Consider the following 23,920-nt stretch of genomic DNA (forward strand, 5'->3'; position numbering starts at 1 on the left):
CAATGTCTGCCGATCTTACCGCCACACTGACCAACCCGACCCTGCTGATCGCCGTATTGGTGGCCATTGCGGTTTTTGCCACCCTTTACACCCTGATTTCACCGCTGCTGGAGCGGAGTGACCTCAACAAGCGGATGAAGGCCGTATCCTCCGAGCGCGAACTGATCCGCGCCCGCGAGCGGGCCAGAATGAACAGCGAGGGCGGACGCGGCAGCCTGCGCAATACTGATAACAGTTCGGCGCGCAAGATCGTCGAGCGTTTCAACCTGCGCAAGGCGCTGGTGGACGACAAGACCATGGACCGGCTGAAAACCGCTGGTTTGCGCTCCCAAAATGCCCTGAACATGTTTCTGACGGCCCGTTTCCTGCTGCCCTTCCTGTTTCTGGCCCTGGCAACCACCTGGATCTTCGCCTTGCACAACATGCAGTCCAGGCCGTTTGCCGTGCGTTTCCTGGCGGCGGTTGTGGCGGGTTATGTCGGCTTTTATCTGCCCAATATCTATATTTCCAACCGCATTACCAAACGGCAGCATTCGATCCGTCGGGCCTGGCCCGATGCACTGGACCTGATGTTGATCTGCGTCGAATCCGGCATGTCGATGGAAGCGGCGATGCGGCGCGTCGCCGATGAAATGGCGTCTCAATCTCCGGCGCTGGCCGAGGAAATGGTGCTGACCACAGCTGAACTGTCTTTCCTCCAGGACCGCCGCACGGCCTATGAAAACCTTGGAAACCGGACCCAGCTGGAAATCGTCAAGTCTGTCTGCCAGGCTTTGATCCAGGCGGAACGCTATGGAACACCGATCGGCCAGGCCTTGCGCGTTCTGGCGCAGGAGGGCCGCGACGAGCGGATGAATGCTGCGGAAAAGAAAGCTGCCGCCCTGCCCCCAAAGCTGACCGTGCCGATGATCCTGTTTTTCCTGCCGGTGCTGGTCGCCGTTATTCTTGGTCCAGCCGGTATTCGCGTCTCGGACCGGTTCTAGGTATTTTGGCATAGCGAAGCGTTTGATGGATATCACAATCCGCTACCCGCTGGCGAAACCGTGATCGGCAAGGCCTGCCCTATGCCCTTTTGCCCACGCGGCGGCCTTCCTATATCAGAGATGACGAGTCCAGTTTTGGGCAGGCGCGCAACGGGCCATCGATTGTTTGTCAGGGACACCGCTCACCGATTTTCCTGAACCGACAAGCTTGAAAAGGGGACTGGATATCCGGTCCTTCGGCGCGGTGTCAGCAAATGGAGATCGACATGCAGAACCGAGCAGCAAGATGGACGGCAGCGCTGGTGGCAGCAGGCTTGACCATGACGGGGCCGGTTATGGCAGACCAGAACAAGAAGCCCGCCCTGGATAACTGGTCGCAGCCGTTGAAAGGTTACAAGGACCTGCCCGGCGTGAAGACGCAGGCCGAAATCGACCGGCAGAACCTCCAGCCAAGTTATCGCTGCCAAACCGAGACCGTGCTGATGCAAGGGCGCGGCACCCGCGATTTTCATTTTCTCGGCTCCGGCATGCCGCGAACCGTCTATCGCTGCACCACGGATGAGGGAATTACCTATACGGGCAGCGAACCGCCACGTACCGGCGCATGGCTGCCGGGAATCAATCCGAGAGATGTCGGAGAATAAGCACTCAAACAACGAAAAGACGCTTAAAAACAAAAAAGCCCGGCGAACCGGGCTTTTTTGTATTCATAAACCAAATCAAAGATTTGGCTTGGGAATTGGTGCCCAGAAGAGGACTCGAACCTCCACACCCTTTCGAGTACCAGCACCTGAAGCTGGCGCGTCTACCAATTCCGCCATCTGGGCGACGAGGAGGGATTTAGTAGGCCAGCCCGCGCCTGTCAACACGGTTTTTGAAGTTTTCATGTCAGGACCGATTTTTTTCCGATTGCCTCTATCCCGTTCATTTTGCAGCATCATTCAACATTCGTCCAAGCGTCTGAATCTAGAGGTTTTAATAGAGACAATCCGCGACCCAGAAAAAACTGGCGCCAATAAATGATTCATCTAATATACAAAGCGATCTCGCTCGAAAGCCTGAGTTTTTGATAGATGCAAGCGCAAGACAGATGGAATCATGTCGCCAGAAAAATTGCCTCGCCTTGAAACTGTCCCCACCCTTGAAGCTTGGGCCTTGAAGCTTGGGCGACGAGATTTATGTAATTCGGCATGTCCGGTTTTAGTGTGAGGAGGCGTAGAATGCCATTGTTCCGCAATGCCTTGGCTGGGGTTGCGTTCGTCCTTGTCGGCAGCTTGCCCGCTGTCGCCTCGGCGACCATGCCGTTTGCCGTGGACCCGCTCAGCGGCAACCCATCCCGAGTGATCGATATCCGCTATGTCTGCGACGTCTATGGTTGTTATGATCGGCCCGATTACGGCAGGCCCCCACCGCCACCGCCAGGCTATTACCGGCCAGTCCCACCGCCGCCGCCACCCGGCTACTATCGCCCAGCACCTCCACCACCGGGTTACTACCGTCCAGCGCCACCGCCGCGGGTATCGAACCGCCATGTCCGCTGGTGCATGGACCGTTATCGGTCCTATGATCCACAAACCAACCGCTATATTGCCGGGGATGGCCGCACGCGGGTCTGCCGCTCACCATTCCGATGATTTAAGCGTCTGACTGTGTTGAAAACCTGAGAAACGCAAAACCCCTCGAAATATTCGAGGGGTTTTTACAATCACGATAAAAACAGCGGGACAAAGTTCCCGCCACCTGATCCTGACGATGGATGTCAGGCGCGTAGCGCACCGCCTGTGGTCTTCTCCACATTGCCGACGATCTTCTTGGTCAGCGCGTCAAAATCCTCATCGGTCAGGGTCTTGTCCGATGGTTGGATCAGCACTTCAATGGCCACCGATTTCTTGCCTTCGCCAACGCTTGCCCCTTCAAACACGTCAAACACGTTGACGCCCGTGATCAGCTTGCGGTCGGCGCTGGTGGCAGCCTTGATGATCGCGCCCGCTTCAACCTGTTTTTCGACCACAAAGGCGAAATCGCGCTTCACCATCTGCAAGGGCGAGAGATCCAGCGCAGGCTTGGTGCGGGTGGCCTTCTTCTTTGGCTCCTGCATGGCATCAAGATAGATCTCAAAGCCGCAGAGCGCACCGGAAACATCCAATGCGGCCAGCGTCTTGGGGTGGAACTCACCAAAGTAGCCGAGCACGACCTTTGGACCCATCTTGATGGTGCCGGAGCGGCCCGGATGGTACCATTCCGGGCCACCCTGCTCGATCTGCACATTGCCCATCGGCAGGCCGCAGGCTTCCAGCACGGCCAACGCATCGGCCTTGGCGTCATAGACATCCACTGGCTTGCCGCCGCCCTTGGCAGCGTTGGACCACATGCGACCAGCACCTGCGAGCGATGCCGTGCCACGGCGCACGCCACCTGCCACGCGGCGCTGACCTTCTGGCGTATCGCCTTCATAGGTGCCGGAGACTTCGAAAATCGCCACATCGCCAAAGCCACGGTCGGCATTGCGCTGGGCAGCGGTGAGCAGACCCGGCAGCAGCGATGGGCGCATGTCCGACATGTCAGCAGCAATCGGGTTGACCAGTTTCAGCTCCGGCTTGCCGCCACCAAACAAAGCGGCCTGTTCTGCCGAGATGAACGACCACGTCACGGCTTCCATCATGCCACGGCTGGCCAGCGCCCGCTTGGCTGTGCGGGTGCGGATCTGCAAGGTGGTGAGGATTTTGGTGTTGACCGCGCCCATGGATGGTAGAGGCTCTGGCGTAATCTTATCCACGCCATGCATACGCATGACCTCTTCCACCAGATCGGCCTTGCCGTCCACATCTGGCCGCCATGATGGCACAGCCACCTTGACGGTTTCGCCCTCGCCCGACACTTCAAAGCCAAGACCGGTGAGGATGGTGCGGGATTCGTCGGTGGAAACATTGAGGCCAGTGAGGCGCTTGACTTCCGAGAATGGGAAATCAACCACCTTTTTCGTGTGGCCCTGATAGCCAACCACCTTGGCGCTTGCAGCCTTTCCGCCGCACATCTCCAGCACCAGCTCGGTGGTGCGCTCAAGGCCGGGCACCATATAGTCCGGGTCAACACCGCGCTCAAACCGATAGCGGGCATCGGTGATGATGCCGAGCGAACGGCCCGATTTGGCAATGTTGATCGGGTCCCACAGGGCCGATTCAATAAGCACATTACTGGTGTTTTCATCGCAGCCGGAATGCTCGCCGCCCATGATACCGCCAATGGATTCTAAGCCATTATCATCGGCAATCACCACGGTGTTGGGTGTCAGCTTATAGGTACGGGTGTCGAGCGCGAGAATTTCCTCGCCATCCTTGGCGCGGCGCACGGTCAGCACACCCTTGACCTTATCGGCATCAAACACATGCATGGGCCGACCTTGATCAAAGGTCATGTAATTGGTCACATCCACCAGCGCCGAGATCGGGCGAAGGCCAATGGCAATCAGCCGCTTTTGCATCCAGACAGGGCTTGGGCCATTTTTAACGCCGCGCACGAGGCGATAGGCAAAGCCGGGGCAAAGCTTGGCATCATCCAGCTCCAGCTTGACCTCAACCGAGGTCTCGCCTTCCACCGCAAAGCTTGGAGCCTTTGGCTGCTTCAACGTGCCAAGGCCGGAGGCGGCCAGATCACGGGCAATGCCGTAAATGCTGGTGCAATCGGGCCGGTTGGGCGTGAGATTGATCTCGATGACCGGATCATCAATGCCTGCATAGGCGGCGAAAGAGGTACCGACAGGCGCATCATCCCGCAGATCGATAATGCCATCGTGATTGTCAGACATGTTGAGCTCTTTTTCAGAACACATCATGCCATGGCTTTCCACGCCACGAATATTGCCAACCGCCAGCGTCACATCCAGCCCCGGCACATACATGCCCGGACGGCCAAACGCGCCAATCAAGCCCGCCCGCGCATTCGGCGCGCCGCAAACCACCTGCACAGGCTTACCATCACCAGCATCGACCGAGAGAACTTTCAGACGATCGGCAGACGGATGCTTTTCCGCGCTCAAAATCTTGGCAATCACAAACGGCTTATAGGCCGCCTTGTCATCAACATCCTCAACTTCAAGGCCAATGGCGGTAAGGCGCTCGCAGACCTGATCCAGCGTGGCATCGGTGTCCAGATGGTCTTTCAACCAGGAGAGTGTGAATTTCATTGCTTTTCTCTCAACTCGTGGAATCTCAAGATCGTAAAATCTTCAGAAGTTGGCGTTAGCCCTAGCTCACGCCGAATTTGAGATCTCACGTACTTCATCAATTCAGTAGTATTTGAACTTCCATCTACCTTAAGATCATCACTGTATTTCTTCGTTAATCTTAAAAGCTCTGGATCACCGAAAACCTGAACTCTATCAACAGCACGCTCAATCGCCTGCATTTCGTCCTGCGGACTCACAAAGGACGGTGTAGCAATAGCATCATACGTTTCAAGCAGGTACTTCACGATCAGCTCACGTCTTTTATTGTACTTCTCTCTTCTGGAAGACAATAAATGTGTAAGCCAAGCGACAACAGCCCCGCCAATCACAGCACTTGTTAACGTTAGCGATGCGGTGAGGACGGCTTGCTCCATCAAACGCTCAATCCACCAAACAATGTCGGCACATCCAATGGACGAAAACCGTAGTGGTTCATCCAGCGGACGTCGGCGTTGAAAAAGTCGCGCAGGTCCGGCATGCCGTATTTCAGCATGGCGATGCGGTCGAGGCCCATGCCCCAGGCAAAGCCCTGGTATTCATCGGGGTCGAGGCCGCCGGCGCGCAGCACGTTGGGGTGGACCATGCCGCAGCCGAGGATTTCCATCCAGTCCTTGCCTTCGCCGAATTTGACGATCGGGCCAGAGGAGCGGTCGCACTGGATGTCCACCTCAAACGATGGTTCCGTGAACGGGAAGAAGGACGGACGAAAGCGCATGGTGACGCTATCGACCTCAAAGAAGGTCTTGCAGAATTCCTCCAGAACCCAGCGCAGATGGCCAACATTGGCGGTCTTGTCAATCACCAGACCTTCGACCTGATGGAACATCGGCGAATGGGTGGCGTCGGAATCCTGTCGGTAGGTCTTGCCCGGAATAACGATGCGGATCGGTGGCTTTTGCGCTTCCATGGTGCGCACCTGCACCGGCGATGTATGGGTGCGCAGCACCTTGCGCTCGCCATTGGCGTCGGGTTGCAGGAAGAACGTGTCGTGCATTTCGCGGGCCGGATGCCCTTCAGGGAAGTTCAGCGCCGTGAAATTGTAATAGTCGGTTTCGATATCCGGGCCTTCGGCAATGGAAAAGCCCATATCGGCGAAAATGGCGGTGATCTCATCGACGATCTGGCTGATCGGATGAATACGGCCACGCTCAGCAGGCGAAGAGCGCACGGGCAGCGACACATCCAGCGTTTCAGCCTTCAGGCGCGCATTGATGGCGGCATCCTTCAGCTCGGTCTTCTTGGCGGTCAGCTGTTCGGTGATCTCGTTTTTCAGCGCGTTGATCGCGGCACCGCGGGTCTGGCGCTCTTCTGGCGTCATGGAGCCCAGCGTTTTCAAAAGCTCGGAGACCGCGCCTTTCTTGCCCATGGCGGACAGACGCACAGCTTCAATGCCCGCCTCGTCGCTGGCGGCAGAAATGTCGGCCAGAAGGGATGTTTTCAAACTCTCAAGATCGGACATTGTTGTCTTTCCTGCCCATGTTCCGCCAGCGGATGTATCGCCAGTATCAAATAAAAAACAAAAAACCCGCGCCAGTTCTCCCAGCGCGGGTTTCCCAATACCAAATTTCAGTTTGGGACGCGCTGGTTACTTAACAGCGGTCTCAAACTCGTTCTTCGTGCCGGTGTCCTTCAGGTAGGACAGAGCCTTCTTGGAGGCTTCAACCAGCGCGCCGAAAGCTGCCGGCTCATGGATGGCCATGTCGGACAGAACCTTACGGTCAACTTCAATGCCAGCCTTGTTCAGGCCGTCGATGAAGCGGCCATAGGTCAGGCCGGATTCGCGCACAGCTGCGTTGATACGCTGAATCCACAGGGCGCGGAAGTTGCGCTTGTTGACCTTGCGGTCGCGGTAGGCGAACTGCTTGGAACGATCCACCGCAGCCTTAGCAGCGCGGATGGTGTTCTTGCGGCGGCCATAAAAGCCCTTGGCGGCCTTCAGAACCTTTTTGTGCTTGGCATGAGCGGCAACGCCGCGTTTTACGCGTGACATGTCATGATCTCCTTGAATGATCCAAAAAGCGAAAGGGTCTCAGAGACCGTTAGGCAGGTAGTTCTTGATGACTTTCTTGCCGTCTGCTTCGGCAAGTACCATCGTTCCGCGTGCATTGCGGATGAACTTATTGGACCGCTTGATCATGCCGTGACGCTTGCCAGCGGCAGCAGCCAGGACCTTGCCGGAGGCAGTGATCTTGAACCGCTTCTTGGCGGAGGACTTCGTCTTCATCTTGGGCATTTTGCTACTCCATTGTTCTTGTATCGAAACAGGCAGACGAGGCCTGTTTTCAAGCATAAAGAACGGCCACGGCATGCCCTGCCGGACCGTTCGGACGGGCGCTTATAACCGCAGGCCCGGTAAAGTGCAACGGGATTCAATGGCGCGAGGCAAAAATCGCTTTTGCGGCCTGCCAACACTGAAAAATTGTTGGCTTAAGCGCGTTATCTAGGCCAAGTGACCTGCCATCAGATCGGGTGAGCCGGAATCTGACGGCCGCCATTGCGGGGAAATTGCAGCGTAACAAGCAAGCCGCCAATATCGGCCTGATCCAGGCTGAGATTGCCGCCATAAGCGGTCATAATATCAGCGCAGATCGCGAGCCCCAGACCGGAACCGCCTTGGTCTGCGTCCAGAAATTCGCCCCGGCGCAGCACCTGCTGCCGGTCTTGCGGGCGCACACCCGGCCCATCATCACCAATGACGATCATCGCCATGTCCCGATCCCCAAACGCGCGGACGTGAATGACCGAGGTGGCCCATTTCGTTGCATTGTCGAGAATATTGCCGATCGCTTCGGCAAGATCGGCAGCGTCGGCCTCAATCGCCAAGCCTTGCTCCACCTCGACATCCCAGGCAAGCTCTCGCGCCCGGGCAATCGGGTCAAGAACCTTGACCAGTTTGCCTATCAGGCTTTCCATGTCGGTTACCTGCATCTGCTCGACACCAAGGCGGGCAGCCTGCAATTGCCGGTCGGCTCGCTGGCGCACCAGGTTGATTTGCTCGAAAGCCGCTTCTCGCTCGGCGGAAGGCAGATGCTGCACCATTTGCGCCAACACCGTCAGCGGTGTTTTCAATCCATGCGCCAGGTCGCTGGCCCTGCTACGCGCCTTCTCGATCGTGTATTGCCGTTCGGTGAGCAAGAGATTGATCTCCTCGACAAGCGGCATCACTTCAAGCGGCACGCCGTCATCCATCACCCGCAACTGACCGGCCCGGACCATCGACACCTGGTTTCGCACACGTGTCAGTGGTTGCAATACCACCCGGGCCTGGAGCAGCGCCGCACCCAGCAAAACCAGGGCAGTGATCAGCATGACGGAACGCGAGCGCTCCCGATGCTGATCGAGCGGCTCCATCAGGTTGGCCAAAGGAAATCCGGCATAGATGATAACCGGATAGTCTATGCCTTCATCCGAGATTTTGATTTCGCTGCGGAGCAGCAAAATATCCTCACCATCGGGTCCCTGCGCGCGACTGAAATCGAATGGACCTTCCTGATGCAATCCAGTTCGGGGCAGTTCCACATCCCATAGCGACCGCGACCGCAGGCTGCGGCCATCAGGCGTCCATACTTGCCAGTAACGTCCGCCGCTGACCGTGGAAAAGCGCGGATCTGCGGGTGGCGAGACGATATCAATCTTGCCATTTTCCACCTTGAGGCGGGAGGCAATGATATTGATAGTGACATTCATCTCGGTTTTGAATTGCTGACCGACATAGTTGATGAACAAATAACCGACCGAGAACCAAAGGACCATCAGCGCCAGCCCGATTGCCAGGAAGGAGCCGATCGCGAGCCTGAAGCGCAGTGATCTCAGCATGAATTTTCGTCTGGCACGACGTAACCAAAGCCGCGCCGTGTTTCGATAGCACTGGCATCCGTTTTCTTGCGGATCCGCGCCACCATGGCTTCGACTGCATTTTTCGAAGCATCGTCATCGCGGCCCTGGATCTGGGTGGCGATCTCATACGCTGAAAACACCCGGCCCTTGTTTTGGACGAGAATCTGGATCAATCGAAACTCCAGCGGGCTGACCTCCAACAGGGCACCATTGAAGGTGACGGTCCGACCGGCCTCATCCACCTGAAAACGCCCGGCTGAAAACAGGGTATGGCTGGTTTTTCCAGCGCGCCGCAACAATGCGCGAAGCCGGGCCAACAACTCCTCTGTGCGGAACGGTTTCGGAAGATAGTCATCCGCCCCGGCATCGAAACCATCGACCCTTTCCATCCAGGACCCTCGCGCCGTCAGAACCAGAACGGGTGTCTGGATCCTATCCTTGCGCCATCGCCTTAAAATCGAAAGCCCATCCAGCCCGGGCAGACCGAGGTCGAGAATGATGGCGCCGAGGCCGGTATCCTCTCCAGCCTCCCAGACATCCGGCCCCTTGTTGACCAAGGTCACCTCGTAGCCCTCGCCTCTCAGCGTCTCCGCCACATGGCGCCCGATATTGGCATCGTCTTCAGCCAGTAAAATACGCAAGATTCAATGCTCTCCAAAAGACCGCCGTGAAAGAAGTTACAATCCGCGCAAGATTATATCGTGCATGGCGCTATAGGATTTTGTTTGTATAGTCTTGTCCAAAAACCGGTTTCCACTTTTCGGCACGATACAGTGTAGGCAGTCGCTGTCAGATTTATCGTGCCAGTTTCCCGGTCCGCGCATCCACTTTCAAGGTGCGAAACCGCCCGGACATGTCCTTTATGGTCAGCAAGTAAAAATCACCGTTGGAGAGATAGCGTAAATCCACGTCGATCAACCGCGAACCTTCAGGCAGTTTGAGATTGCCAAGCACCTCTCGTAACGAACGATAGCGGCCACTTTTGACGCCGTCCAGCACCTGTGGCCGAACAACGCTCGGATCGTCATCTGTAAACGAGCCGTTCGGAGTTCCACCTGGACCTCCCCCGCCGGGCCTGCTGCCAAAAGGTCCAGGAGAGCCTGAAAAACTAGGAGGGCCACCACTCGGCGGATCGCCGCCTCGCCATCCACCAGGAGGGCCACCGCCTGGAGGCCCACCGCTTGGAGGCCCACTGCGATTGTCAGAGGCCATGACAAGACTGGTAAAGAACAGGGATACAAGAAACAGGATTGCCGCCACACACCGACCGTAGACGCGGCAGCCGTCTTGCCCGCCTTTCGCAAACCATCTCAGACACAAAAGTTGGTGCCGGATTGCTCTGGCAACCTCCTTTTTTCCATCTTCCGTTGAGCTGCTTCTCATGTCCATTCCGGTATAGGCAGAGGGCGACACTGGCTGACAAAATTTAATCGGCGCTCGGCTGCCTGTATTCAGTCATAAAATCCCATTGGACCTCAGATAAATTATCCAGTCAACGCGACGTGTGATGCGCAAGGCGATCCGACGGCATTCTCAGGTTGATTCGTATAGGGCTATTTGAATATAGAGACCGCCAATAGCTGTAAAGTTAAATAACAATTGAAACAAATGTATCACCAGTATTTTTTGAATTTTCGAAATTTTTCTGATGCAAAATTCAATAAATTTCAATTGAAATTAAATTTCACTTCTCAATTGACCTTCATCGCAAATATAAATGACATAATTTATTTGGATAGACCACAAAAGTGCATAAATCTGCACACTCCCGAATAAGGAACTCCGCCGTTCCATTTAGAGACGGCGGAGTTTCCAATAGGCTAAGAGCCTGGTTGTCACCCAGGGGCATAGGATGACATAACAGACCGGGAACGTTGTGGGGACGTGGGGTAAATCCCGTCTGCTGAAAATGACAATGCCAAAAGACCACTGACACCGCGCTGACGGCCTTGTCAGGATTTTGTCAGGTTTACGTGTTCGAAGGCGACAAGATACTTTACGTAAAAAAGCGACCTGCGCTCGATAAAACGCATGTCGCTTTAAACTGGCAGATGCTCGCGGGTCCGACTGACACGCCGCTGGATTATTTAGGGGCCAGCACCATCATCATCTGACGACCTTCGAGCTTGGGTTCAGCTTCAACCTTGGCAACCTCGACTGTGTCTTCCTTCACCTGCATGAGCAATTTCATGCCCAGTTCCTGGTGGGCCATTTCGCGGCCACGGAACTTCAGGGTGACCTTGACCTTATCGCCGTCTTCAAAGAACCGCGACATCGACTTCATCTTCACCTCATAGTCATGGGTGTCGATGTTCGGGCGCATCTTGATTTCTTTGACTTCAACGATTTTCTGTTTCTTGCGCGCTTCTGCCGCCTTCTTCTGGTTGGCGTATTTCAGCTTGCCAAGGTCCAGGATCTTGCAAACGGGCGGTTCAGCATTCGGCGAAATTTCGACCAGATCGAGACCGGCTTCTTCCGCCATGCGGAGCGCCTGGTCCGTCGGCACGGCGCCGAGATTCTGGCCTTCTGCGTCAATCAACTGGACCTTTGGAACCCGGATCTCCCGGTTGGAGCGCGGCCCGTCCTTAACGGGGGCATCGGCTTTGAACGGTCTGCGAATGGTCGTATTCTCCTCAATAATTTCGGATAGTCAAATAGGCGATTTCGGAACGTCAGATAGGCCCGATTGCCCCGCCTTGCAAGGCTGGGCACTCTCTCGGACCACTGTTCAGAGGTTGATAGCATAGTTTTTTAAAAAAATCACCTGCTGTCGTGAAGAGAAGAATCTGTTTTATACCTTATAGGCCAAAGCAGGAGACAATCATGACCAATGTCGGACGCCCAATAGAAACCCATCCCATCACCGTGGGACAGGGAAGCGATGCGCGCAGCATAGCCGCGCTGGTACGGGCGCCAGCGCAAGACGAACGGCCCACCTGCATCTGGCTTGGCGGCTACCGGTCCGACATGACGGGCACTAAGGCACTGGAAATGGACGATCTGGCCGCGTCTCTTGGAGTTGGAGCGATCCGCTTCGATTATTCCGGGCATGGCGCCTCTGGTGGGGCCTTTCGCGACGGCACTATTTCCCGCTGGCTGGAAGAGGCTCTTGCCGTTCTCGATCACTTCAAACCGGAAAAGGCCATTTTGGTCGGCTCCTCCATGGGTGGGTGGATTGCATTGCGACTGATCCAGGAACTGAAAGCCCGCCACGACAATCCGACCCAGGTGTCAGGAATGGTGTTGATCGCACCAGCGCCCGACTTCACGTCGGACTTGATCGAGCCACTGCTTGGCGACCGGGAGCGGAAAGACCTAGCCGAGAAAGGCTATTTCGAGGAGGTCTCGGAGTATAGCCCGGAGCCGAATATCTTCACGCGTGCGCTCATGGAAGACGGGCGCGCTAATCGGGTGATGTCCGGCATGATCGACACCGGCTGCCCCGTCCATATCCTGCAAGGCATGGCCGATCCTGATGTACCCTACCAGCATGCGCTGAAACTGGTTGAACACCTGCCCGCCGACGATGTTGTGTTGACATTGGTGCGTGACGGCGATCATCGCCTGTCGCGTCCGCAGGACATCGACCGGATGCGCAACGCCATTCGCGCCATGATCGAACCACGGCCATGAAGGCTGAGGCCAAACCCAAGCCTCTTGAGCCATTCGGCAAAAATGCGACAAAAACTTCACACTCATTAACGGATTTTAACCATATTGGCCGATTGAGCCGCCCCTCGACCTTGGAACGATTGACTCTCTGCCCTTGGTAATCTTAACTCTTTGTTAAGAATTCAAGGGACGTCTCATGACCTTCAGGCTTTCAGCTCTGGCAGCATTTCTGGCACTTCCGCTGTTTTTCGCGGGCAATGCGGCTGCGGATATGACATCGGCTGTTCCAGCCTCGATGGTTACCGGTGGCATCACCTCGCAGCCCATTGGCCATTACGAATTTTGCCTGCGCTACAAGGCCGAATGCCAGGTGCGCAGCAAGCCCGCCCCTGCCCGCCAGGTTACGGAACACGGTTGGGATATTGTTCACGCCGTCAACATGGATGTGAACAAATCCATCACCCCGATGACCGATATGGACGTCTATGGCCGCGAAGAATGGTGGGAATACCCCGTTGACGCCGGCGATTGTGAAGATTTCGTTCTCTTGAAGCGCAAGCGCCTTCTCCAGGCCGGATTTTCTGAAGCGGATCTTTTGATTACCGTCGTGCGCAAAGCCGATGGCGAAGGCCATGCGGTACTGACGCTGCGCACATCCGCAGGCGACTATATTCTCGATAATCTGGTTGATGACGTCAAACTCTGGAGCCAAACCTCCTATACCTATCTGAAACGGCAGGCGAGCTTCGATACCGGTCGTTGGGTCACGATTGAAAGCGGCAAGGATGTTCCAGTCGCGGCGTTGAAATAGGTTAACAGACAATCAGTAAAAGGCCTGGATGTGGAAACGCTCCAGGCCTTTTTCATGGACTATTTCAACCATTGCCGATCAGGATACCGGCGGCCAGAACCAACGAACCGCCTAGCACCACCTGCATGGCCGCACGCCAGAACGGCGTTTCCATATATTTATTCTGGATGAAGGCGATGGCCCATAATTCGATGAACACCACCACACCCGCCGTCGCTGTCGCCGTCCAGAAATGCGGAATGAGATAAGGCAGCGCATGGCCAAGGCCACCCAACGCTGTCATGATGCCGCAGGCCAGGCCGCGCTTGATCGGTGAACCTCGGCCGGAAATCTTGCCGTCGTCATGAGACGCTTCTGTGAAGCCCATGGAAATACCCGCCCCCACCGAGGCCGAGAGGCCGACCAAAAAGGTCTGCCAGGTATCACCGGTAGCAAAGGCCGCCGCAAAGATCGGCGCGAGCGTCGAAACCGAACCATCCATCAATCCGGCAAGGCCCGGCTGCACATAGGTGAGAACGAACTGCCGCTTGGCGGTTTCCTGTTCCAGCTTCTGGACGTCCTCCGGCCGATGCTTTTCGCCCAACATATGGGCCACATCCTCGTGACCCTGCTCCGCCATCGCCAGATCGCCGAGAAGCGCTCTTGTGCGGGCGTCCGAGACATGTTTCTGGGCCTCGACATAAAAATTATACGCAGAACGCTCCATGGCTTCCGCCTCTTCGCGCACCTGATCGACGGAAAGCTGGGCCTGAAGCCAATCGGGCTTGCGCGTCATGAAACCCTGAACGTGCTCCCGGCGAATCAAAGGAATGTGCTCGCCAAACCGTTGGCGGTGCATGTCAATCAGCATGTTGCGGTGAGTGTGCTCCACCTCCGCCATATCCTGGAAGACCTTGGCAGATTGGGGATATTGCTCTTTCAACCGCTCCGCATAGGCCAGATAGATCCGCGCATCGTCTTCCTCAGACGAAATCGCCAGCGCAAGAACTTCCTGTTCGTTCAGACTATCCAGACGCCGCTTCGCAGAGGCGAATAAGGTGCGAAACATGATGGCCGTCCTCCAATTTAGAATAATTCTAAATTTAGAGCATTGCTCGATGGGCGGCAAGAGCCGTTTTCAGCAATCATCACGCCCGCAACCATCAAGCCAAAGAAAAACCCGCCGGACATTGCTGCCCGGCGGGTTTTTAATTTTCTAAACCGCGACGATTAGTCGTTGCTGCGGTTCTTCAGGGCTGCGCCCAGGATGTCGCCGAGCGAAGCGCCACTATCGGACGAACCGAACTGAGCAACAGCTTCCTTCTCTTCAGCGATTTCCAGCGCCTTGATCGACAGCATGACCTTGCGATCCTTCTTGGAGAAGTTCGTGACGCGAGCGTCAAAAACCTGGCCAACGGAGAAACGCTCAGGACGCTGGTCGTCACGGTCACGAGCGAGGTCGGCGCGGCGGATGAAGGACACGATGTCTTCATGGTTGACGAGCTTGACTTCGACGCCACCGTCATTGACCGCGATCACTTCGCAGGACACGACAGCATTCTTGCGCAGATCGCCGGAAGCGGCGGCATCACCGACCGAGTCCTTACCGAGCTGCTTGATGCCGAGCGAAATACGCTCCTTTTCGACATCCACATCGAGAACAACGGCGCGAACGACGTCGCCCTTGTTGTATTCTTCGATGACCTGCTCGCCTGGACGGTTCCAGTCGAGATCCGACAGGTGAACCATGCCGTCAACGTCGCCTTCGAGGCCGATGAACAGGCCGAATTCGGTCTTGTTCTTGACTTCGCCTTCGACTTCAGCGCCAGCCGGATGGCTGTAGGCAAATGCCTGCCATGGGTTTTCGAGGGTCTGCTTCAGGCCAAGCGAGATACGACGCTTGGACGGATCGACTTCGAGAACAACCACGTCAACTTCCTGGCTGGTGGACAGGATCTTGCCAGGATGAACGTTCTTCTTGGTCCAGGACATTTCGGAAATGTGGATCAGGCCTTCGATGCCCGGCTCCAGCTCAACAAATGCACCGTAGTCGGTGATGTTGGTCACGGTACCGGAGATCTTCTTGCCAACCGGGTACTTGGCAGCAATGCCATCCCAAGGATCCGACTCGAGCTGCTTCATGCCGAGCGAGATGCGGTGGGTTTCCTGGTTGATACGGATGATCTGAACCTTGACCGACTGGCCGATGGACAGGATTTCCGAAGGATGGTTCACACGACGCCATGCCATGTCGGTAACATGCAACAGGCCGTCGATGCCGCCGAGGTCAACGAACGCGCCGTAATCGGTGATGTTCTTGACGACGCCTTCAACAACCTGGCCTTCTTCGAGGTTCTGAACGATTTCAGAACGCTGCTCGGCGCGGGACTCTTCGAGAACCGTACGGCGCGAAACCACGATGTTGCCGCGACGCTTGTCCATCTTGAGGATTTCGAAGGGCTGCGGGTTGTGCATCAGCGGGGTCACGTCGCGGATCGGGCGGATATCCACCTGAGAGCGCGGCAGGAAGGCAACGGCGCCGTCGAGATCGACGGTGAAGCCACCCTTGACCTGGTTGAAGATAACGCCTTCGACGCGCTCACCAGCTTCGAACTTGGCTTCAAGCTTGATCCAGCTTTCTTCGCGACGGGCCTTTTCGCGCGACAGAACAGCTTCGCCCAGCGCGTTTTCAATGCGCTCGACGTAAACTTCAACTTCGTCGCCAACTTTCAGCTGGCCGTCCTTGGCGCGGGCGCCAAATTCCTTCAGCGGAACGCGGCCTTCGACCTTGAGGCCGACGTCAACGATTGCGACGTCCTTCTCGATGGCCGTCACGATGCCCTTGGCAACATAGCCTTCGGCCAGATCGGTCTTTGCGAAGGATTCTTCCAGCAGGGCCGCAAAATCGTCCCGTGTCGGGGTAGAAACAGACATGAAATCTCCTAATCGCATCCCCTTGGGAATGCGCAGTGCGCCGGTGGGTTGGTGTTGATAACGGCCGATCCCGCGTCCGCCCTTATAACAAGGACAACCCGGCGCAAGGACGCTGGTTTCGGCTGGTCCAGACAAAACCGATCGTCGGTCCTGCCTGCTGAATGCATGCTAATTGTTTTTCAATGCCGCATCGATCAAGGAACGCGCAGCTTGAAACGCCGCCTCTATACTCATTTCGGACGTATCTAGCAAGTGCGCGTCTTCAGCAGGTTTCAACGGGCTGTCGGCGCGGCCCATGTCGCGCTCGTCGCGCCGCTTCACATCCTCAAAAACCGCCGGATAATCGGCCACACCGCCATGGGCGACAATCTCGTCATAGCGGCGCCGGGCGCGCACTTGCGGAGAGGCCGTCACATAGAGCTTGACCGCCGCATCCGGGCAGACAACGGTGCCGATATCGCGCCCGTCCAGCACCGTGCCGGGGGCTTTCAGCGCGAACCGTCGCTGCGCCTCGACCAGAGCGCGGCGCACGGCTGGCATGACGGCGATCTTAGAGGCAGCCTCGCCGATATCGTGCTTGGCCAGAACCTCCCGGTCCAGACCGGCCAGATCGAGCCCCAGCGCCACCTGCTCGGCAACAGCCTCATTATCGAGCGGCAGGCTTTTTTCCAGAAGCGCCTTTGCCGTAGCGCGGTAGGTCAGGCCGGTGTCCAGATGATGAAAGCCGTAACTGTCGGCGATGCGGCGTGACAGCGTTCCCTTGCCGGCAGCCGCAGGACCATCGATGGCGATTACAAACGTGTTTCCCGTCACCTCAGTCAAACAGCCATCCTCTTCCTGTCTGCATACCTCATGTTGCACGGCCCCGTAGCACACCCGAGGTCCAAGGTCATCCCCGCTTCATCGCTGGCCATTCAGGTCTCTAGCTGGCGCGAAAGCTGCAAGCCTGCGGATCAACCAGCCAGTTTGCCTTTGACAGAAGCCAGTACAACGATTAAGGGACCGACGACAGTTGGACCGGCCTTCGGGTCCGGGTCCTTGGCGCATGCCCTCTTTTCCAACGATTTCATGAGGCTTTGACAGTGGCGAAGGCAGAACTTGGAACCAAACGCACTTGCCCCGACACCGGCAAGAAATTCTACGATCTGAACAATGATCCGGTCGTATCTCCCTATACGAAGAAATCCTGGCCGCTCTCTTACTTTGAAGAGACCTCGGTAGCCGCCATCATGGAAAAGGCTGAAGAGGAAGAGGTCGCGGAAGTCGATACCGAGAACACCGATGTCGAACTGGTTTCGCTGGAAGACGCGGACGATGCAGCCGGTGGCGACGACATTCCAGATATCGGCGATGACGATGTCGAAATCGGCGACGACGATGACGACACCTTCCTGGAAGCCGATGAAGACGACGAAGACGACGACATGTCCGGCATTATCGGCGTGACCGGCGACGACGACGAAGTCTGATTCAACAGCTCTTCGCCCCCGGATGACAAAAAAACATCCGGGGGCGCATTTTTTGGCTTGTCATGTGCAAAAGCAGCACGTATGAAGCCGCCACACCGAACGAAGCACTGCTTCACACGGTTCCCGGACCCGGCAAATGTCGGACCCTTTTGGGGCTATAGCTCAGCTGGGAGAGCGCTTGCATGGCATGCAAGAGGTCAGCGGTTCGATCCCGCTTAGCTCCACCAAACCCCCTTTCTGTAGAGATTTGAGTACTCGGCGATCTGTTCCGTGAGATACCTCTGGCGCTGAACAATAAGCGAATCGATTTTTCTGAAAATTGGCGTTTTCTCCATCAGAGCGCTTGTTAACAGTTGCCTATTCTGCCAACGGGGATGCGGCACAAGCAATAATCCGAGCGTCCCGGTCACCCACTCAAAATCAATTGCGACCAGGACCCGCGCGATTACGCATTCGGCTTGATGCTCCATCATTGGCCTGAAGGATATTGGTGCTTTTGGGTTGTACATCCGCTTTGACCTTATTATGGTCGGACCGGATTTTGGTTGTAATAAATTAATTTACTATCATTGGTGGGTAAAATTGCGTTTATTGAATTGTCACCGGAGGGCTGGCAATTTGGCTTTTTCCTCATCCCACTGATGAAATGCTTGTTGGGAGGGAACAGATATGTCCTTAGATCGTGAAAAAGCGCACAGACAATCTCGTGTCGCCACTGCCAGCGGCTGGATTGGCTCCGCGCTGGAATATTATGATTTCTTCATTTACGCCACCGCCGCAGCGCTGGTTTTTCCTCAGCTGTTTTTTCCATCCGCAGATCCGACAACCGCAATCGTCGCATCACTGACGACCTATGGCGTGGGCTATGTCAGCCGCCCAATCGGTGCCTTCGTTCTGGGTCACATGGGCGACGTTTACGGACGTAAAAAAATGATGCTGACCTGCCTGTTTCTCATGGGCTTTTCGACACTGATGGTCGGCCTGTTGCCCACCTATGAGCAAATCGGCATCTGGGCTCCGATTTTTCTGGTCGTGCTTCGCCTGATCCAGGGCTTTGCTGTCGCCGGTGAAATTTCGGGTGCATCGTCAATGATTCTGGAACATGCACCAACCGGCCGACGGGGCTTTTTCGCATCCTTCGCACTTCAGGGCGTCCAGGCGGGACAGATTCTGGCTGCCGCCGTGTTTCTGCCGCTCGCCCACTATATGGAACCCGCAGCGTTCAACAGCTGGGGCTGGCGTATTCCCTTCCTCCTGTCGATCTTCGTGGTAATCGTCGGCTTTGTCATCCGCCGTCTGGTTGAGGAGACACCGACCTTCATCAACGCCAGCGAAAGTGGTGCGGTCCCGAAAGCGCCCATTGTCGAGGCTTTCCGCCATGGCTGGGCCGATATCATCCGCGTCATGTGCATGTCGCTTATGAACGTCATTCCAACGGTGACAACAGTGTTCGGCGCGGCCTATGCCGTGCAGCCAGCTTACGGTGTCGGCTTCAGCAAGGACGTCTACCTGTGGATTCCGGTTCTCGGCAATATTGTTGCCGTTCTGGTCATTCCCTTTATCGGCGGCCTTTCCGACCGTATTGGCCGCAGGCCACCGATCATCATCGGCGCATTGCTGTCTGGCGCTTTGTCGTTTGGCTATCTCTATGCGATCAGCATTCACAATGTCCCGATGGCCATCGTCATGTCGCTGTTGATGTGGGGTGTGATCTATCAGGGATATAACGCCGTTTTCCCGTCATTCTATCCGGAATTGTTTCAGAGCCGCATCCGCGTCTCTTCAATGGCTATCGCGCAGAATGTCGGGACCGCGATCACGGCGCTGTTCCCGGCCCTGTTTACCGCCGTTGCACCGCCCGGCTCGCTGAATATTCCCATCGTCATCGGATGCTGGACGCTCGCCGTTACCGTGATCTCAGCACTGGCCGCACTCTCTGCCCGGGAAACCTACCGAATCAGTATCGATGAGCTGGGCAACAAGACGGCAAAGCCGATCAGCAAGGACGAGTATAATCGTATGCGTGCGCATTCCATGGCAAAGGCGTAGCCCAAACGCACTCGCGTTCAAACACACGTTGCGACAGCATGATGCACCCTTCTGAATGCACCATGCTGTCGCTGTTTCAGACTATTTCTTGACGATCGTCACGAACATCACGCCGCGCACCCGCACAGTCATTTCACATTGCGGACCATCGGTGCGGTCGCAGAAATGCGGCGGCATTTTCAGCACGAAAACCTTGTTGCCGTAACGCTGGATGAAGTCATAGCCAAAGATCTTGGCGCTGGCGATCATCAGATAGCCGCCTTCCTTGACCTGGACATAGAAATTATAGGGGCAGCCTTCGGAATCGCAGTCGGGACCGCGCTTGCCATCGCAGGTCAGCGCGCCTTCGTTGACGATTGCATCGACAATGCCGTCATTGTTGATATCCAACCGGGTGACGTAGTTGTCATCGAACTCAGCTGTCTTGCAGACCTTACGGAAATGATCCTTCTCATAGATTTCCGGGTCACTGACCAATTGCTGTTGCGCCAGGGCGACCGAGGCAGACAGGGACAACAACAGGCACAGGAGCAGGCGAAGAAGCAATTTCACGGCATGAACCTTCGATAGGATTGCAGCCCTATGGCGAGAACGAAAATCTAGCGCATTACGGACCATCCGCACTGCCAAAGATCCCGATAGCGCAATCAGCTTGCGCCGCCCTTGCGATCAATCTTGTTTGCGACGGCCCGGTTGGCGGTGATTGGTTGGCGCAGGAAAGGGCGACACTTATTGAAACCGCAATCCTTATGCCTTGGGTAACGCATGATATTGTAAAATAGCCCGCATCCACCCCAGCGCCGCACATTTCGCGTCCATTCATCGGCAGATCATCGCAACGTCAGGGCCACTATGTCGCTTCTTCTTTATCTGGATTATGCAGGCGTTGCGCTATTTGCCGCCACGGGGGCTTTGGCCGCCTCGCGCAAACAGCTGGATCTGATCGGCTTTCTGTTTTTTGCCACCGTCACCGGCACAGGCGGCGGCACGGTGCGCGATATCATTCTTGGGCGCCTACCGGTGTTTTGGGTGGTCAACCCGAGCTATATTCTGATCTGCTGCGCTGTCGGCGTGCTGGTGTTCTTCACCGCGCATCTGGTGGAATCACGCTACAAGCTGCTGATCTGGCTGGATGCCATCGGGCTTTCCGCCTATTGCGTGATGGGAGCCGCCAAGGGCATGGCCGCGACAGGCTCGCCCACCATCGCCATCGTCACAGGCATGATGACGGCCACCTTGGGCGGCGTGCTGCGTGATTTGCTGGCCAATGAGCCTTCAGTGTTGCTGCGACCGGAAGTTTATATCACCGCAGCCTTGATCGGTGCCTGTGTATTTACCGGGGCCTTCATGCTGGCCGTGCCCTTATACTGGGCTTGCGCAGGTGGGATGCTGGCAGCCTTTCTGGTGCGTGGCGGCGCGCTGTATTTCGGCTGGACATTTCCAAGATACGGCCATCAGGCTGGACGCCATCCCGATGACGTGATGTGAACCCGATATGGTCGGTAACAGGTTTTGAGATCAGGCCTTGGGACGCAGCCGGATCACCACGTCAACATGAGAAATTTCCATGCCTTCAGGCGGGGCAGGCAGGTTGCCGATTTCGATATTGCTGACCGGAATATCCAGAACCTCGTTGCGGCCCTCCACGAAAAAGTGGTGGTGGTCCGACACGTTGGTATCGAAATAGGTCTTGTTGCTCTCAACCGCCAGAACCCGGATCATGCCGGCCTCGGTAAACTGATGAAGCGTGTTATAGACGGTGGCGAGGGACACAGGCACGTCGGCGGCAACCGCTTCTTCGTGCAATTCCTCGACGGTCAGATGCCGGTCTCCCTTGGCAAACAACAGCGAAGCCAAGGCAACCCTCTGCCGTGTCGGCCTCAGGCCCGACCGACGCAGTTTTGCTTCCACGTCCCTAGAGGCTTGCGCCATCATACCGGCGATCTCCGCATTGTCCCTTGAAATCTCACTGTCATCGTACTGATATACCTGCTGACGGGCCTGCTTTCAATAGTTTGACGGCGGGTAAATCCAGTGAAAGCCCTTATATTGAGGCGGTTGACCGATTTTAGCACTGGTGGAGTATGGACGCTTCCTGTATTCGGTCGGCGGAAAGCGGCCAGGACAGAGGCCATACGACACTGCGTAAAGCGTTGGAATGAATTGGCATCGGCTTCAATTCGTCGCCATCTTGCTTTAAGTCTCCTAAGCGGAACGCCTGAAGGGGGGAATTGAAAGACCGATGAACGAAAAACAGACAAGCTATAATTACGACGAGATTCTCGCCTGCGGTCGGGGTGAACTGTTCGGCCAGGGCAATGCGCAATTGCCGCTGCCGCCCATGCTGATGTTCAATCGCATCACCGATATTTCGGAAACCGGTGGCCCACATGACAAGGGCTATATCCGCGCCGAGTTTGACATCACCTCCGATCTCTGGTTCTTCCCCTGCCACTTCCAGGGCGATCCGGTCATGCCGGGATGCCTTGGCCTGGATGCCATGTGGCAATTGACCGGCTTTTACCTCGGCTGGCTGGGCGAACCCGGCAAGGGCCGGGCGATCTCGACAGGCGAAGTGAAATTCACCGGCATGGTTACGCCCTCCACCAAGCTGGTGGAATATGGCATCGACTTCAAGCGCGTCATGCGCGGGCGTCTGGTGCTGGGCATTGCCGACGGCTGGATGAAGGCCGATGGCGAGGTCATCTACAAGGCAACTGATCTGCGTGTCGGGCTTTTCAAGGAAAAGGCCGACTGAGCGCATCACCCCCATCAAGCAAAAGGTCGATTACATGAGACGGGTAGTAGTTACGGGTCTGGGCATTGTGTCCTCCATCGGCAACAATGCCGCGGAAGTCACAGCATCTCTTCGCGACGCCAGGTCCGGCATTTCCTTTTCTCCCGATTTTGCCGAGCATGGCTTCAAATGCCAGGTCTGGGGTCAACCTTCACTGGACACGACCGACCTTGTCGACCGTCGTGCCATGCGCTTCCTGTCACAGGGCGGCGCCTGGAACCATGTGGCGATGAAGCAGGCGATTGCCGATTCGGGCCTGGAGGAAAAGGATTATTCCGCCAACGAGCGCACCGGCATCATCATGGGCTCGGGCGGTCCGTCGACCCGGCAAATCGTCGAGGCGGCCGATATTACCCGCCAGAACAAAAGCCCGAAGCGCATCGGACCGTTCGCCGTGCCAAAGGCCATGTCATCGACGGCATCGGCGACGCTTGCCACCTGGTTCAAGATCCACGGCGTCAACTACTCGATCTCGTCCGCTTGCTCGACCTCGGCCCATTGCATCGGCAATGCCGCTGAAATGATCCAATGGGGCAAGCAGGATATCATGTTCGCAGGCGGCCATGAGGATCTTGATTGGTCGATGTCCGACCTGTTCGATGCCATGGGCGCCATGTCCACCAAATACAACGAGACGCCGGCTCTGGCTTCGCGTGCCTATGACACCAACCGCGATGGCTTCGTCATCGCTGGCGGCGCAGGCGTGCTGGTTCTGGAAGAACTGGAACATGCCAAGGCGCGTGGCGCCAAGATCTATGCCGAACTCACCGGCTATGGCGCGACCTCGGACGGTTACGACATGGTCGCTCCGTCTGGCGAAGGCGCTATCCGCTGCATGCGCCAGGCGCTCTCAACCGTTAAAGGCGACGTGGATTACATCAATACCCACGGCACATCGACACCGGTGGGCGACAGCAAGGAAATCGGCGCGATCCGCACCGTATTTGGCGATAAAATCCCACCGATCCAGTCCACCAAATCGCTGACCGGCCATTCGCTGGGAGCGGCAGGCGTACAGGAATCGATCTACGGCCTGCTGATGATGCAGGAAGGCTTTATTGGCGAAAGCGCCCATATTACCGAGCTCGATCCAGAATTCGAAGGCGTGCCGGTCGTGCGCAAACGGATCGACAATGCCAAGATCGACATAGTGCTGTCCAATTCCTTTGGTTTTGGTGGAACGAATGCGACGCTGGTGTTCCAGCGTCATAATGGATGACAGCG

General features: G+C 56.4%; 23 protein-coding genes and 2 tRNA genes. 11 read left to right on the plus strand and 14 right to left on the minus strand.

Annotated features, from left to right (window positions below):
* Window positions 1-2 precede the first annotated feature (2 nt).
* Together IEI95_RS25360 and IEI95_RS25365 are read left to right on the plus strand one after the other, a co-directional pair.
* Window positions 3-983 (plus strand): type II secretion system F family protein, encoded by a 981-nt coding sequence (locus tag IEI95_RS25360; protein ID WP_156532480.1) that lies wholly within the window; start codon window positions 3-5, stop codon window positions 981-983.
* Between the two features lie 266 nt (window positions 984-1,249).
* On the plus strand, window positions 1,250-1,627 hold the full coding sequence (locus IEI95_RS25365; RefSeq protein WP_012654659.1) for a hypothetical protein: 378 nt from the start codon (window positions 1,250-1,252) through the stop codon (window positions 1,625-1,627).
* A gap of 96 nt (window positions 1,628-1,723) precedes the next feature.
* Here the strand turns inward: IEI95_RS25365 and IEI95_RS25370 are convergent.
* A tRNA-Leu gene (locus IEI95_RS25370) sits at window positions 1,724-1,810 on the minus strand.
* A gap of 393 nt (window positions 1,811-2,203) precedes the next feature.
* Here IEI95_RS25370 and IEI95_RS25375 point away from each other — a divergent pair.
* Window positions 2,204-2,617, plus strand: a complete 414-nt coding sequence (locus IEI95_RS25375) for a BA14K family protein (RefSeq protein WP_156532482.1) — start codon at window positions 2,204-2,206, stop codon at window positions 2,615-2,617.
* Between the two features lie 125 nt (window positions 2,618-2,742).
* Here IEI95_RS25375 and pheT read toward each other — a convergent pair whose 3' ends face one another.
* The 8 genes from pheT to infC all read right to left on the minus strand — a co-directional run bounded on the left by pheT (window position 2,743) and on the right by infC (window position 11,665).
* Window positions 2,743-5,166: a phenylalanine--tRNA ligase subunit beta gene (gene pheT / locus IEI95_RS25380; RefSeq protein WP_194417165.1), complete on the minus strand. Its 2,424-nt coding sequence runs from the start codon at window positions 5,164-5,166 to the stop codon at window positions 2,743-2,745.
* Window positions 5,163-5,582 carry a hypothetical protein gene (locus IEI95_RS25385; RefSeq protein ID WP_041696084.1) on the minus strand — a complete coding sequence of 140 codons (420 nt, stop codon included), beginning with the start codon at window positions 5,580-5,582 and terminating at the stop codon, window positions 5,163-5,165. Before IEI95_RS25385 ends, pheT begins: the two co-directional genes overlap by 4 nt.
* Complete coding sequence (pheS, locus tag IEI95_RS25390; protein WP_156537863.1) at window positions 5,582-6,667, minus strand: phenylalanine--tRNA ligase subunit alpha; 1,086 nt, start codon at window positions 6,665-6,667, stop codon at window positions 5,582-5,584. The genes IEI95_RS25385 and pheS overlap by 1 nt, the downstream gene beginning before the upstream one ends.
* Before the next feature lie 126 nt (window positions 6,668-6,793).
* On the minus strand, window positions 6,794-7,198 hold the full coding sequence (gene rplT / locus IEI95_RS25395) for a 50S ribosomal protein L20 (protein WP_012654655.1): 405 nt from the start codon (window positions 7,196-7,198) through the stop codon (window positions 6,794-6,796).
* Between the two features lie 39 nt (window positions 7,199-7,237).
* Window positions 7,238-7,441, minus strand: a complete 204-nt coding sequence (rpmI, locus tag IEI95_RS25400; RefSeq protein ID WP_012654654.1) for a 50S ribosomal protein L35 — start codon at window positions 7,439-7,441, stop codon at window positions 7,238-7,240.
* Between the two features lie 227 nt (window positions 7,442-7,668).
* A complete protein-coding gene (locus tag IEI95_RS25405; RefSeq protein ID WP_156532486.1) occupies window positions 7,669-9,024 on the minus strand; it encodes a sensor histidine kinase in 1,356 nt (451 codons plus the stop codon).
* On the minus strand, window positions 9,018-9,686 hold the full coding sequence (locus tag IEI95_RS25410; protein WP_012654652.1) for a response regulator transcription factor: 669 nt from the start codon (window positions 9,684-9,686) through the stop codon (window positions 9,018-9,020). The genes IEI95_RS25405 and IEI95_RS25410 overlap by 7 nt, the downstream gene beginning before the upstream one ends.
* 1,442 nt (window positions 9,687-11,128) lie before the next feature.
* The gene (infC, locus tag IEI95_RS25415; protein ID WP_041696081.1) at window positions 11,129-11,665 is read right to left on the minus strand and encodes a translation initiation factor IF-3; all 537 of its coding nucleotides are present in this window, start codon (window positions 11,663-11,665) and stop codon (window positions 11,129-11,131) included.
* Between the two features lie 203 nt (window positions 11,666-11,868).
* Between infC and IEI95_RS25420 the strand changes: the two genes are divergently transcribed.
* Both IEI95_RS25420 and IEI95_RS25425 read left to right on the plus strand, forming a co-directional pair.
* Window positions 11,869-12,678 (plus strand): alpha/beta fold hydrolase, encoded by an 810-nt coding sequence (locus IEI95_RS25420; RefSeq protein WP_194417166.1) that lies wholly within the window; start codon window positions 11,869-11,871, stop codon window positions 12,676-12,678.
* Between the two features lie 175 nt (window positions 12,679-12,853).
* Window positions 12,854-13,468, plus strand: a complete 615-nt coding sequence (locus tag IEI95_RS25425; protein ID WP_041696079.1) for a transglutaminase-like cysteine peptidase — start codon at window positions 12,854-12,856, stop codon at window positions 13,466-13,468.
* 64 nt (window positions 13,469-13,532) lie between these two features.
* On the opposite strand, the gene mbfA is transcribed toward IEI95_RS25425, so the two are convergent.
* The 3 genes from mbfA to cmk all read right to left on the minus strand — a co-directional run bounded on the left by mbfA (window position 13,533) and on the right by cmk (window position 17,194).
* Window positions 13,533-14,516, minus strand: a complete 984-nt coding sequence (gene mbfA, locus IEI95_RS25430; RefSeq protein WP_194417167.1) for an iron exporter MbfA — start codon at window positions 14,514-14,516, stop codon at window positions 13,533-13,535.
* Window positions 14,517-14,677: 161 nt separating this feature from the next.
* Complete coding sequence (rpsA, locus tag IEI95_RS25435; RefSeq protein WP_060719485.1) at window positions 14,678-16,381, minus strand: 30S ribosomal protein S1; 1,704 nt, start codon at window positions 16,379-16,381, stop codon at window positions 14,678-14,680.
* Window positions 16,382-16,549: 168 nt separating this feature from the next.
* Window positions 16,550-17,194, minus strand: a complete 645-nt coding sequence (gene cmk, locus IEI95_RS25440; RefSeq protein WP_194417365.1) for a (d)CMP kinase — start codon at window positions 17,192-17,194, stop codon at window positions 16,550-16,552.
* Window positions 17,195-17,463: 269 nt separating this feature from the next.
* Here cmk and IEI95_RS25445 point away from each other — a divergent pair, with 269 nt between their 5' ends.
* The 3 genes from IEI95_RS25445 to IEI95_RS25455 all read left to right on the plus strand — a co-directional run bounded on the left by IEI95_RS25445 (window position 17,464) and on the right by IEI95_RS25455 (window position 19,899).
* Window positions 17,464-17,850, plus strand: a complete 387-nt coding sequence (locus IEI95_RS25445) for a TIGR02300 family protein (protein ID WP_060719389.1) — start codon at window positions 17,464-17,466, stop codon at window positions 17,848-17,850.
* A gap of 151 nt (window positions 17,851-18,001) precedes the next feature.
* Window positions 18,002-18,077 (plus strand) — tRNA-Ala (locus IEI95_RS25450).
* Window positions 18,078-18,519: 442 nt separating this feature from the next.
* Window positions 18,520-19,899, plus strand: a complete 1,380-nt coding sequence (locus IEI95_RS25455; protein ID WP_156532491.1) for an MFS transporter — start codon at window positions 18,520-18,522, stop codon at window positions 19,897-19,899.
* Window positions 19,900-19,980: 81 nt separating this feature from the next.
* Here IEI95_RS25455 and IEI95_RS25460 read toward each other — a convergent pair whose 3' ends face one another.
* Window positions 19,981-20,517, minus strand: coding sequence for a hypothetical protein (locus IEI95_RS25460; protein WP_234890971.1), 537 nt, complete (start codon window positions 20,515-20,517; stop codon window positions 19,981-19,983).
* Window positions 20,518-20,751: 234 nt separating this feature from the next.
* Between IEI95_RS25460 and IEI95_RS25465 the strand changes: the two genes are divergently transcribed.
* Window positions 20,752-21,387 carry a trimeric intracellular cation channel family protein gene (locus tag IEI95_RS25465; protein WP_156532492.1) on the plus strand — a complete coding sequence of 212 codons (636 nt, stop codon included), beginning with the start codon at window positions 20,752-20,754 and terminating at the stop codon, window positions 21,385-21,387.
* A gap of 30 nt (window positions 21,388-21,417) precedes the next feature.
* Here the strand turns inward: IEI95_RS25465 and irrA are convergent, their stop codons facing one another.
* Window positions 21,418-21,834, minus strand: coding sequence for an iron response transcriptional regulator IrrA (gene irrA / locus IEI95_RS25470; RefSeq protein WP_070147497.1), 417 nt, complete (start codon window positions 21,832-21,834; stop codon window positions 21,418-21,420).
* A 307-nt stretch (window positions 21,835-22,141) separates the two neighbouring features.
* Here irrA and fabA point away from each other — a divergent pair, with 307 nt between their 5' ends.
* Window positions 22,142-22,657, plus strand: coding sequence for a 3-hydroxyacyl-[acyl-carrier-protein] dehydratase FabA (gene fabA, locus IEI95_RS25475; RefSeq protein ID WP_012654640.1), 516 nt, complete (start codon window positions 22,142-22,144; stop codon window positions 22,655-22,657).
* 34 nt (window positions 22,658-22,691) lie between these two features.
* Window positions 22,692-23,915 (plus strand): beta-ketoacyl-ACP synthase I, encoded by a 1,224-nt coding sequence (gene fabB, locus IEI95_RS25480; RefSeq protein WP_156532493.1) that lies wholly within the window; start codon window positions 22,692-22,694, stop codon window positions 23,913-23,915.
* The last annotated feature ends 5 nt before the right edge of the window (window positions 23,916-23,920 follow it).

The organism is Agrobacterium vitis (assembly GCF_014926405.1).
GTDB lineage: Bacteria > Pseudomonadota > Alphaproteobacteria > Rhizobiales > Rhizobiaceae > Allorhizobium > Allorhizobium vitis_H.